An 11,602-nucleotide genomic window follows, 5' to 3' on the forward strand; every position below is an offset into this window, starting at 1 on the left:
AAAAATAAACATTAGCAACAATTTTGTCCACATGGCATAGTTTTTGACGGTTCAGCAACAATTTTGTCTACTATGCCTAAAGAATTAGGCTGAGCTTAATTATGCTACTAATCGAAATGATAGAATTAATTTCTCATAGAGCTATTATTTTAGCTTTCTAGCAATAAACCGTCATCACTAAGTTGTTCGTGGCGGTTTTTTTCAAATAAATGCAATAAATCAGGCACATCCATCCGCTTGCGTTCTTCTCCTGCCACATCAAAGGCGACTTGCCCTTGGTGTAACATCACGGTTCTATCGCCATAATCGAGAGCTTGGCGCATGGAGTGGGTGACCATTAAGGTAGTGAGTTTTTGCTCTCGCACGATTTTATTGGTGAGTTCTAATACAAAAGCTGTCGTTTTTGGGTCAAGGGCGGCGGTATGTTCATCTAACAGTAAAATGTTTGATGGTTGTAACGATGCCATCAACAAACTCACCGCTTGGCGTTGTCCGCCTGATAGTCTGCCCATTTGGTCGGTAAGACGGTTTTCTAAGCCTAATCCGAGTAAAGCGAGTTTCTCTTTAAATAGTTCTCTACGTTGGCGATTTAAGGCAAAGCCTAAGCCACGTTTACGTCCACGTTGATAGGCAAGTGCCATATTTTCTTCAATCGTTAAGGATTCACAGGTTCCAGCCATAGGGTCTTGAAACACCCGAGCAACAAGGTTTGCACGTTGCCAGCTTGTTGTGTTACTCACTTCTTTGCCTTGGATAAAAATTTCACCAGCATCAATCGGGTAGTCTCCGCTGATTGCATTGAGTAGGGTTGATTTTCCTGCGCCGTTACTGCCGATAACAGAGACAAATTCGCCTTCTGCGACATTCAGGCTTAATCCACGCAGAACAGGGTTTTCAATCACAGTACCTTTGTTAAAGGTGATAAATAAGTTGTTCAGTTCAATCATTATTAACCCCTTTTCACTTTAAGTTTGTGTTTGAATTTAGGTAGCGCAAGTACGGCAACCACCAACAATGCGGTAATTAAATTAAGATCTTGCGGACCAAAACCAATGCCGTTTAATGTTTCATTATTTAAGGCAATCGCGATAAAGAAACGGTAGAGAATGGAGCCAATAATCACAGCAAAGGTCAGCCAAATGATCCGTTTAGCTGAGAAAATGGCTTCTCCAATAATCACTGCTGCTAAGCCAATCACAATCGTACCTACGCCGATAGAAATATCAAAACCGCCGTTACTTTGTACATACAACGCGCCAGCAAGGGCAATTAAACCATTGGAAATTGCCATACCGAGCAAGGTCATTTTATTAATTGCAATCCCTTGTGCTTTTGCCATACGTGGATTCGTCCCTGTTGCTCGTACTGCTAAGCCGACTTGGGTTGCAAAAAAGAGATCAAACAGTAGCTTCGCGATAATTACCACAAAAACAGCAATCAATAAACGTACAATCGCTAGCTGAAGATCATCTTGTGCGGTGATACTGTCATAAACGGTTGGATCGCCAAGTAAAGAGACATTCGGTTTGCCCATAATGCGTAGATTAATTGAATAGAGTGCAATCATCATCAAAATACTGGCGAGCAGTTTTTCAATTTTAAAACCAATATGCAAGCTTGCAGTAATCATCCCCGCCATAGCTCCAGCAAACATACCAAAAATTGTGGCAAGCCAAGGATCGACACTGTTTAAAATACAGAGAACACAAACACCGCCACCTAAAGGAAAACTGCCATCGGCAGTTAAATCAGGGAAATCAAGGATTTTGTAAGAAATAAGTACGCCAAGAGCAACTAGCGCATAAATGAGTCCAAGTTCTAAAGCGCCAATCCAAGTAATGTGAGTGAGATATTCACTTAAAAATTGAAGTAAGGTTTCCATTTAAAATACTACTTTACTAGTACAACTATGTTGCGAATTGTACCCTATTTCTTATAAAAAAGCAGTGAAATTTCTATTGTTTTGTAAAGTTTTTTCACGCAAACCTTTGCGTTTCAAAGACTTGCCGACAAGTAAAAAAAGTCTAGGTAAAATAAGAGCATTCATTATTTATAAGAGGATGACAAAATGGATAGTATTGAAATTTTAGGTTATGTGGCAATGATTTTAGTTGCAGGCTCATTTTTATTAAAAGATGTGATCAAGTTGCGTTTAGTTAACGCGCTTGGCGCAATTTGTTTTGTGATTTATGGCATCTTAATTAGCTCTTTTCCTGTAACAGGTTTAAACATTTTTGTTGTTTGTGTGAATGGCTATTATATTTGGAAAAGTTTTCAGAAAGAAAAAGTGATGGCTTAGTAAATTAGAGCAGATCAAAAATGGCTAACTCGGTGAGTTAGCCATTTTTCTAGGAGAGAAATTTATTTAATAATTTCAATCCCACCCATATATGGTTTTAATACATCAGGTACGGTAATTGAACCATCAGCGTTTTGATAGTTTTCAAGCACCGCCACTAAGGTACGTCCAACGGCTAAGCCTGAACCGTTTAGGGTGTGAACAAGGCGAGTTTTCTTATCACCTTTGGCTTTGCAACGAGCTTGCATACGGCGAGCTTGGAAATCCCACATATTTGAGCAAGATGAGATTTCACGGTAGGTATTTTGTGCTGGTAGCCAAACTTCTAAATCGTAAGTTTTGCTTGAGCCAAAGCCCATATCACCAGAGCAGAGCAACATTTTGCGGTATGGAAGATTGAGCAACTGCAACACTTTTTCCGCGTGTCCTGTTAATTCTTCAAGGGCTTCCATGGATTTTTCAGGGGCAACGATTTGTACCATTTCCACTTTGTCGAATTGGTGCATACGAATTAAGCCACGAGTATCACGACCGTAAGAACCTGCTTCAGAGCGGAAACAAGGGGTGTGAGCGGTATATTTCAACGGCAATGTTTCTTCGTCTAAAATTTCATCACGTACAAGGTTGGTGACAGGCACTTCCGCCGTTGGAATTAAGGCGTAAGGTTTTTGCACTGCATTAGGATCTTGTCCTTCAAGAGGCTGGGTGTGGAACAGATCTTCGCCAAATTTTGGCAATTGACCTGTGCCATAAAGGGTGTCGTGGTTTACAAGGTACGGCACATAGGTTTCCACATAGCCGTGTTGTTCGGTGTGTAAATCCAACATAAATTGTGATAAAGCACGGTGTAAGCGAGCGATACCGCTTTTCATCACCACGAAACGGCTGCCCGTTAATTTCACGCCTGCAGGGAAATCTAATCCACCTAAGTTTTCACCTAAGGTAACGTGGTCTTTAATTTCAAAATCGAATTGGCGTGGCGTACCCCAACGAGAAACTTCAAGGTTTTCGCTGTCATCTTTGCCTAATGGCACTTCGTCTGCCGGTAAGTTTGGAATGTTTAACAGTAACTCACGGATTTCTGCTTGCACTTTGTCTAATTCGATTTTTGCCGAGTCTAATTCGTTACCCATTGAGTCTACTTCCGCAAGCAATGCCGAAATATCTTCGCCACGGGCTTTTGCCGCGCCGATATTTTTAGAACGTGCGTTACGTTCTGCTTGAAGATTTTCCGCTTTCACTTGCAACGCTTTACGTTGTTCTTCAAGGCTAGTCACACGAGCGACATCAAGGGTAAAGTTACGTTTAAGTTTTAAAATCTGTGCGACTTCATCAAGGTTAGTACGCAAAAGGTTTTGATCGATCATTTTGTTGTCCTTTTTCTATTTTGCAAAATATTATTGAAATCTTACCGCTTGTATTACCCACGGTTTGCATTTTTCATAATCCGCTGTTTAGCCACTTGCCATTCACGGTCTTTAATATCTTCACGTTTATCGTGCAGTTTTTTCCCTTTGGCTAAGCCAATTTTGACTTTCGCCCATGCATTTTTCCAGTAGAGCGAAAGTGCTACAACGGTAAACCCATCACGGCTCACTTTGCCGTAAAGGGTATCTAATTCTCGTTTATTTAACAATAACTTACGGGTACGAGTTGGGTCGCATACAATATGGGTCGAAGCCACATTTAATGGTGTAATGGTTCCGCCAAATAGAAAAGCCTCGCCATTACGAAAGGTAACATAGCTATCACCGATATTTGCTTTACCTGCACGTAGAGATTTGACTTCCCAGCCTTGTAATTCTAAGCCAGCTTCTATCTCTTCTTCGATAAAATATTCATGTCGAGCACGTTTATTTAATGCAATGGTATTAGAAGCTACTTTTGGTTTTTTGCTCATAATGCTATTTTTAATTGAAAAAATTAGTGAGATTGTACCTTAAATTAAAGCAGTTTTGAATGATGGCGAGTGTAATTTAGAAAGGAAGAATATAAAGAAAAAGCACCTTGTTTTCTAAACGAAGGTGCTTTGTTTGATATTACTGCTTTTTCGCCCAATCTAAGAAGCGTTTTTGCGTTTCTTTGTCAGCTTGTTGGAACCAATATTGTAATTGTTGTTCTGCGATATTTTCGCCTTGAACCATCACTTTGCCTTTAGCTACTTTATTTGAGCCACCAGCAATAGCAATAGGCATTGCTGTGACAGCAAGGGATTTTACTGCAGCAACACCATTTCCTGTATTGTAAGTTGCAAGGTTATCTACAATATTTGCATTCGGCATAAAACCTTCGCCTTTTAATTCATCTTGTTTGTACTCAAGTGCTTGTCCTGATGCGGTTTGAATTTTAAAGGTTGGAGATTTTTTGAATTTTTCCACTTCTAGATCGTTACGTAGTGTAGGTGCGATGATTTGGATATTTTCTTGACTCCCCGCGAAGGTTACTACAAGGGGCGCAGATTCATAGAATTGGTTGTCTGAACCTGATTGATAAATACTTGAAACTTCGACAACGACTTGGTGTTGTTGGGTGTCATTGATTTGCAATACCGTATTTTTTTTCACTTTTTGTCCATCAAATGCCAAAATATTCACATTGGATGAAGTGGTGAGAGTACCAGCAGAAGCGCTAGTGATACCTAAAGTAAATGTAGCAATAGCAAGTGTAATTTTACCTAATTTCATAAATAATCTCCTAAAAGGGAATGGGTATTTGGGGTAAAAACTCGCATATCCTATGCTAAATTTTTGTAAATAGAAAGTGAGAATCTTCAATCTTTGTCGATTTTTTATTTGAAGTATGGTAATTTTCGCCTGATTTATTTGTATATGAGTACATAAAATGAGTGATGAACAGCAAAGTGCGCAGACGCAAGATAAGAAATCCTTTTTAAAATCAATATTTGGCGGATTATTTCAGCAAGAGCCTAAAAATCGAGAAGATTTGGTGGAAGTGATTCGTGACTCGGCTGAAAATGAGTTAATTGATTCAGACACAAAAGAGATGATCGAAGGAGTAATGGAAATCTCTTCATTGAGAGTCAGGGATATTATGATCCCACGTCCGCAGATTATCTTTATTGATGCAGAGCAGCCGTTAGATGCTTGTGTGGATTTGATTGTCGAATCAGCACACTCTCGTTTCCCAGTGATTCGTGGTGGTAAAGATACGATCGAAGGGATTTTGTTAGCGAAAGATTTATTGAAATATCTCCGTACGGATTCAGAGCCGTTTAATATGGAAGCGATTTTGCGTCCTGCCGTGATTGTGCCTGAAAGTAAACGTGTGGATAGAATGCTAAAAGAGTTCCGTTCGGAGCGTTTTCACATGGCAATTGTGGTAGATGAATTTGGTGCTGTCTCGGGTTTAGTGACCATTGAAGATATTTTAGAACAGATTGTGGGCGATATTGAAGATGAGTTTGACGAAGAAGAAGTGGAGCCGATTCGTCAATTATCACAACATACGTATGCAGTCCTTGCTTTAACAGATATAGAACGTTTTAATCAGCAATTTGCGATCAGTTTTGATGATGAGGAAGTCGATACGGTCGGTGGTTTGGTGATGCAAGCCTTTGGTCATCTGCCTAAACGTGGTGAAGAAATTGAATTAGGTGGAATGATGTTTAAAGTGACATCAGCAGATAGCCGTCGATTGATTCAATTACGAGTTACAGTAAGTGATGAACAGTTGGAATTAATGGCTCAAGAGAAAAATAGCGAATGAGTATTGCAAAAAAATCATCCAATCTAACCGCTTGTTTAGTGGCAATCATTTCAGGGGGAATAGGCACATTAGCTTATTCCCCGTTTGACTATTGGATTGTTGCCTTTTTATCGGCAGCAGGGCTGATTTGGCTTGCTACATCAACAGAGAAAAAACAAGCACTTTGGGGCAGTTTTCTTTGGGCAGTGAGCTACTTTGCCGTTGGCGTAAATTGGGTTCAAATAAGCATGACCCAATTTGGCGGTGTGCCAGAAATGGTGAGTTATCTCGCTGTTTTATTGTTAGCGGGCTATCTTGCCCTTTATCCTTTACTTTTCGCTTATTTTATTCAGCGTTTTAGAGCGACAAGTCCTTGGGTGTGGGCGGTCATTTTCACCTTTACGGAATATTTGCGTGGCGTGGTGTTTACGGGCTTCCCTTGGTTACAATTCGGGTATAGCCAGATTGATAGCCCATTTGCCAATCTTGCGACTATTTTTGGCGTAGAAGGCTTAACTTTCTTTGTGATGGTGGTGAGTGGTTATTTGGTGCTGATTTTACGTGGATTTGCAAATAAATCACAACATCTCACCGCTTGTAGTGCATCACTTATTGTCGTATTAGTACTCGCTTTTGCGACAAAATATCTGAACTTTATCGCCGTTGATAAAGATAAAGCGCCTGTATCGGTCGCCTTGGTGCAAGGGAATATTGAACAGAAAATGAAATGGGATCCTGCCCATTTTAATTATACCGTAAGCACTTACGAGCAGTTGATTCAATCTGTTTTAGGTAAATATCAAGTGATTATTTTGCCTGAATCTGCTATTCCCGCTTTGGAAGAGCAAATTGAGCCATTAATGCAACAGCTCCAACGGGTTGGCGAGCAAGTTGGCAGTGAAGTGATTATTGGCACATTACATCAATCTCAACATGGATTATTCAATAGTGCGACGGTATTAGGCAATAAAGCACTGCCTTATTCGATTGCACAATCGCCACGTTACAATAAACATCATTTAGTGCCTTTTGGCGAATATGTGCCATTTGGCGATTTATTAGATTGGATGCGTGATGTTTTTGTGTTGCCAATTAATTTATCTCAAGGTGATTTTATTCAACCCGCGTTGGTTGCCGCAAATTATCGTTTTAATATGGCGATTTGTTATGAAATTATTTTTACGCATCAAGTGCAACAAAATCAGCAAGCACAGCAAGCCGATTATTTATTGACGATCTCAAATGATGCTTGGTTTGGCGCAAGCCAAGGTCCATGGCAGCATTTCCAAATGGCGAGAATGCGAGCTTTAGAATTAGGAAAACCATTAATTCGAGCCACGAATACGGGGATAACAGCCTTTGTTGATGCTTATGGCAAAGTCACTGCACAAGCACCACAATTTGAAGCAACAACCCTAACGGCTTCAGTTCCTATCATGAAAGGGCAGACGTTGTTTGCTCAATTTGGTAATTGGTTACTTTATGGAATCTGTGGCATAATTTTACTGGTTGCGATGGCATTACAACGCTTTCGTGTTACTAAAAAATAGCTATTTTTGTAAATTTCGGTCTAAATTTTATTCAATTAAATTATTTATATGAACTTTTCCATTTTTCCACGCACTAACGAGCGTGCATTAGAAAAAAATAAAAACAGCGTAGAAGTTAGGAGAACGCAAAGCGATGAGTGAGCAAATAACCGATCAGGAATTGGTTGAACGTGCACAGAATGGTGATAAGAGAGCGTTTAATTTACTCGTCGTGCGTTATCAAAATAGAGTAGCAGGATTGCTTACTCGCTATGTCGCAAGAGACGATATTCCTGATATTGTACAAGAATCTTTTATTAAAGCTTATCGTTCATTGAACTCTTTCCGTGGGGAAAGTGCTTTTTATACGTGGCTTTATCGAATTGCTGTAAACACAGCAAAAAATCATTTAACTGCTTTAGGTAGAAGACCGCCAAAAGAAGATATTTTAGCTGAAGATGCAGAAAGTTATGACAGCGGTATTCAGTTACGTGAAGCAGATACGCCAGAAAATTTGGTGTTATCCGAAGAATTAAAACGTGTGGTATTTGATACCATAGAAAGTTTACCTGACGAGCTTAAAACTGCGATCACCTTGCGTGAATTAGAAGGTTTAAGTTATGAAGAAATTGCAGAAGCAATGCAATGTCCCGTCGGTACAGTTCGTTCTCGAATTTTTAGAGCAAGAGAAGCGATTGACGCAAAAGTTGGTCCGCTTATGCAACAAATTTAAACATCCTTGGAGCTATCTATGCAACATAAAGAAACACTTTCCGCCTATATGGACGGACATAAAGAAAGCGATAATTTCGCTGAAACTTTATGCAACAGTGCTGAGTTACAACAAACGTGGGCAAACTATCATACTATTCGTAGCGTGATGCGTGGCGAAGAGCAGATTTTGGGTAGCGATTTTTCAGCGAAAATGGCGGCTTTACTTGAAAATGAAGAAATGGAAACTGCTAAGACAGAAGAAAAACCGAAAGGCTTGCTCTTAAAACTAAAACGTTGGAGTACTCCAATTATGCAAGCTGGGATTGCCGCATCGGTTTGCTTATCCGTTGTATTAGGGGTAAATATGATGAACGGTAATGATGAAGTTGCACAAGCGGAGCAACCTGTGTTACAAACATTACCTTTCACGAACTCTGTTCAACCTGTGAGCTATAATGCGCCGTCTAAAGATCAGCCAACGGCAGAACAGCTAGAGTACCAACAGCGTCGTATTAATGAATTATTACAAAATCATGAATTGCAACGTCGTACACATGTGGGAAACGTGACTTTAACTGAAGAAGAGAAACAGAAAGCGCAAACATCCCAAGCTCCTGTACAAAATGTAGCACCTCAGAACAATCAATAATATGATTAAATGAATTAGCCTATCAAATGATAGGCTTTTTCTTTTTTATAAAAGGTTAAAAATGGAAAAAGAAATTGAATTAAAAATTATGCTTGAAGAGAAAAATATTTCTACTATTAAAGCATGGATAAATACTCAGAATATTCTTTCTCACGAGAAAGAAATATTAGGGAATACATATTATGATTCTCTAGATGGTTATTTTCAACGTAATCAAATGGGATTGAGAGTAAGAAACAAAAATCAGCAATTTGAATTAACCTTAAAAACAAAAGGCGAAATTACGGGCGGGTTACACATAAGACCAGAATATAATTTACCTTTAGAAAATTCAACGCCAGATCTTAAAAAATTGGTTTCACATTTTAATTTAAACATTGAGAATGTAGAACAGCTACAATCTCATTTACAGGCAATATTTAGTACTGATTTTACGAGAGAAAAATGGTTAGTTGATTTTCAGAAATCAAAAATTGAAATTGCATTAGATAGAGGCGTGATTAAAAATCCTTTTGGCGAAGATGTTATTTGTGAATTGGAGTTTGAATTAAAAGAAGGAAATTTAGTAGACTTACTTGCTTTTTTAGATGAATTGCCTAAAGAAGATGGCATGTGGTTTAGTAGCCTTAGTAAAGCACAACGTGGCTATTTAGTTGGGCAGCCACATAAAATTGCAAAAGAAATAGATAAATTAACCGCTTGTAATATAGCTCATTATTCTAATTTCGAGAAATATCAATTTGGACAACAGTTAGCTGATTTTATTCGACTTGAACCAAATAACGATAAAATAATTAGCCAATATAGAAATATTCACGAAGTAGATCTTCCTGAAAATATTCTTAATTATTTGTCAAGTAAACATTATTTACTTTGGAATTTAACGAAAATAAGAATGTTTTGCTAATAAAAAACGTGAAAATAAGATGGTAGATAAAATCTTTCTTATTTTCACGTTTTTGTGTAACTATTACATAATATCTCTTTTTTAATTACTTCACTACGCTAAATGTCTGTGTTGGGAATGTGACATCATTAACCTGAAGAGTAAGTTTATATGTTCCCAACGGATCTGTTTTATCAAACTTCCAACATCTTCTAATGAGCTCATTATTAATAGATGGTTGATAGGTAATAATAGTATGTGTTTTATTATCATTACTACTAACAATAGATGAATCTGTAGTTGTAAATTTTGCCGTATCTGGAGTATCGAAAACTTCTGTAATTCTATTTTTAGCAATAAATGGAATATTAAAGACTTCCCAACAAAGTTCAGTTTTGGCTTTGCTAAGAGAATAAACACGGCTATTTAACGGTTTCATTACTTTTCCACTTACATCTACAGTAGTTAATACCATCATAGGTGGTTTTTGTTCTGCAGTATGGCTATTTACTGGTTTGTTTGTATTTGCTACGGCTGTTACCGATACAAGTGCCATAGTGAGTGCAAAATATTTTTTCATCATTTTTCCTCTGATTGTTGATGAGCATCACGCAATTGTTGAGCGACAATGGCTATTGCCTCTCCGCTACTGATACCTTGTTGCATAAGTTGTTGAATTTTTTCAACGGCTTGTTGTTGCTGTTCATGAGTTAAACTCAATAACGTATTATCCATTTCGAACCTCTTTAAGTCTAATAAAATTCAGTAAAGTTCCAATTAAATTGTGTAAAAAGTGTTTTCCATTGAGCATCAAGCGGTGCGTTTATCGCAATTTTTTGCAATGTTTTCGGGTGAATAAATTGCAAAGAATTGGAATGGAGAAATAATCTGTCACAGCCTGTATTTGCCGTTAAAGCACGGTTTTGGTGTAAGTCGCCATAGTTGGTATCGCCCATAATGGGGTGAAACAGATGCTTCATGTGGCGACGCAATTGATGTTTTCTGCCTGTCTTTGGGAAAAGTTGCACAAGGCTGTAACGAGCTGTTTGGAATTTCCCTGCGGGATAAGGCATTTCTACTGTGGCTAAGCCTTTATAATCGGTAATCGCTTCCTGCGCTTCTTTTTCTTGAGAAAATTTATCGGCAATTTTGTCTAGCTGAACTTTCAGCGGGTAATCAATCCGCTCTTCCCCTATCAAGTAACCACGCACTATCGCAAGATAGCTTTTTTGTACTTGATGTTGTTCAAATAACAAACTCATGGTACGAGCCATGTCGCTGTTTAGCGCAAAGAGCAATACGCCTGATGTCGGACGATCAAGGCGGTGAATTGGGAAAACGTGTTGACCAATTTGATCTCGCAAGGTCTGCATGGCGAACACGGTTTCATGTTTGTCGAGCCAACTGCGGTGTACCAACATTCCCGCAGGTTTGTTAATCGCAATCAGCTCATCATCACGGTAAAGAATTTCAAGTTCCATTAGCTTTTCAATAAGGTTTCTAGTTTTACTAACGGCGTATGCAACGCATGGAGATAATCCAAATCTTTTAACGCTTCTTCCAAATAAGGCGACACGGCAAAATTGCGGGGCAATTCGGCGTTGGCATCTAACAAAGCGTGCATTCTAGGTAAGAAAATCCATTGTAGCCATTGAGTTGCTGAAAGCGTGCTGACACAAAACGGCTCATCATTTGCCAGTGCTTCTTCAGACGGCGGGGTCATCTCCCATAAATCGTGCAACCGAAGCGCAATTTCAAGATCATTTAAATGTTGTTTTACTTGTGTTTTCATTAGCTGTCCTTTATTGTTCTGTCCATAA

General features: G+C 38.8%; 15 protein-coding genes. 6 read left to right on the top strand and 9 right to left on the bottom strand.

Features of this window, described 5'->3' with window-relative positions:
* Window positions 1–149: 149 nt before the first annotated feature.
* Entirely contained in the window at window positions 150–947 is a 798-nt protein-coding gene (locus C5N92_RS08255; protein WP_111750377.1) for an ABC transporter ATP-binding protein, read from the bottom strand.
* A 2-nt stretch (window positions 948–949) separates the two neighbouring features.
* Entirely contained in the window at window positions 950–1,882 is a 933-nt protein-coding gene (locus tag C5N92_RS08260; protein WP_111750378.1) for an ABC transporter permease, read from the bottom strand.
* Window positions 1,883–2,068: 186 nt separating this feature from the next.
* On the opposite strand from C5N92_RS08260, the gene C5N92_RS08265 reads away from it, so the two are divergent.
* The gene (locus C5N92_RS08265) at window positions 2,069–2,299 is read left to right on the top strand and encodes a YgjV family protein (RefSeq protein ID WP_111750379.1); all 231 of its coding nucleotides are present in this window, start codon (window positions 2,069–2,071) and stop codon (window positions 2,297–2,299) included.
* Between the two features lie 62 nt (window positions 2,300–2,361).
* On the opposite strand, the gene serS is transcribed toward C5N92_RS08265, so the two are convergent.
* The 3 genes from serS to C5N92_RS08280 form a co-directional block, all read right to left on the bottom strand.
* A complete protein-coding gene (gene serS, locus C5N92_RS08270; RefSeq protein WP_111750380.1) occupies window positions 2,362–3,666 on the bottom strand; it encodes a serine--tRNA ligase in 1,305 nt (434 codons plus the stop codon).
* 53 nt (window positions 3,667–3,719) lie between these two features.
* On the bottom strand, window positions 3,720–4,199 hold the full coding sequence (gene smpB, locus C5N92_RS08275) for an SsrA-binding protein SmpB (protein ID WP_005712359.1): 480 nt from the start codon (window positions 4,197–4,199) through the stop codon (window positions 3,720–3,722).
* Window positions 4,200–4,338: 139 nt separating this feature from the next.
* Window positions 4,339–4,983, bottom strand: coding sequence for a curli polymerization inhibitor CsgI-related protein (locus tag C5N92_RS08280; protein ID WP_111750381.1), 645 nt, complete (start codon window positions 4,981–4,983; stop codon window positions 4,339–4,341).
* A gap of 157 nt (window positions 4,984–5,140) precedes the next feature.
* On the opposite strand from C5N92_RS08280, the gene corC reads away from it, so the two are divergent.
* The 5 genes from corC (at window position 5,141) to C5N92_RS08305 (ending at window position 9,803) form a co-directional block, all read left to right on the top strand.
* Window positions 5,141–6,025 (top strand): CNNM family magnesium/cobalt transport protein CorC, encoded by an 885-nt coding sequence (gene corC / locus C5N92_RS08285; protein ID WP_111750382.1) that lies wholly within the window; start codon window positions 5,141–5,143, stop codon window positions 6,023–6,025.
* Window positions 6,022–7,554, top strand: a complete 1,533-nt coding sequence (lnt, locus tag C5N92_RS08290) for an apolipoprotein N-acyltransferase (protein ID WP_111750383.1) — start codon at window positions 6,022–6,024, stop codon at window positions 7,552–7,554. Before corC ends, lnt begins: the two co-directional genes overlap by 4 nt.
* Window positions 7,555–7,687: 133 nt before the next feature.
* Entirely contained in the window at window positions 7,688–8,266 is a 579-nt protein-coding gene (gene rpoE / locus C5N92_RS08295) for an RNA polymerase sigma factor RpoE (protein ID WP_111750384.1), read from the top strand.
* An 18-nt stretch (window positions 8,267–8,284) separates the two neighbouring features.
* Window positions 8,285–8,896 (top strand): sigma-E factor negative regulatory protein, encoded by a 612-nt coding sequence (locus C5N92_RS08300; protein WP_111750385.1) that lies wholly within the window; start codon window positions 8,285–8,287, stop codon window positions 8,894–8,896.
* Between the two features lie 61 nt (window positions 8,897–8,957).
* Window positions 8,958–9,803 (top strand): CYTH domain-containing protein, encoded by an 846-nt coding sequence (locus C5N92_RS08305; protein WP_111750386.1) that lies wholly within the window; start codon window positions 8,958–8,960, stop codon window positions 9,801–9,803.
* 85 nt (window positions 9,804–9,888) lie between these two features.
* Here C5N92_RS08305 and C5N92_RS08310 read toward each other — a convergent pair whose 3' ends face one another.
* From C5N92_RS08310 to C5N92_RS08325, 4 genes are read right to left on the bottom strand one after another with little or no spacing between them, the layout of a single operon-like run.
* Window positions 9,889–10,362, bottom strand: a complete 474-nt coding sequence (locus C5N92_RS08310) for a pseudouridine synthase (protein ID WP_111750387.1) — start codon at window positions 10,360–10,362, stop codon at window positions 9,889–9,891.
* Window positions 10,362–10,517, bottom strand: a complete 156-nt coding sequence (locus C5N92_RS08315; RefSeq protein WP_111750388.1) for a YoaH family protein — start codon at window positions 10,515–10,517, stop codon at window positions 10,362–10,364. Before C5N92_RS08315 ends, C5N92_RS08310 begins: the two co-directional genes overlap by 1 nt.
* A gap of 17 nt (window positions 10,518–10,534) precedes the next feature.
* The gene (gene truC / locus C5N92_RS08320) at window positions 10,535–11,263 is read right to left on the bottom strand and encodes a tRNA pseudouridine(65) synthase TruC (protein ID WP_111750389.1); all 729 of its coding nucleotides are present in this window, start codon (window positions 11,261–11,263) and stop codon (window positions 10,535–10,537) included.
* The gene (locus C5N92_RS08325) at window positions 11,263–11,574 is read right to left on the bottom strand and encodes a YqcC family protein (RefSeq protein ID WP_111750390.1); all 312 of its coding nucleotides are present in this window, start codon (window positions 11,572–11,574) and stop codon (window positions 11,263–11,265) included. Before C5N92_RS08325 ends, truC begins: the two co-directional genes overlap by 1 nt.
* Window positions 11,575–11,602: the final 28 nt, after the last annotated feature.

The sequence above is a fragment of the Glaesserella australis genome (genome assembly GCF_003260095.1).
GTDB lineage: Bacteria > Pseudomonadota > Gammaproteobacteria > Enterobacterales > Pasteurellaceae > Glaesserella > Glaesserella australis.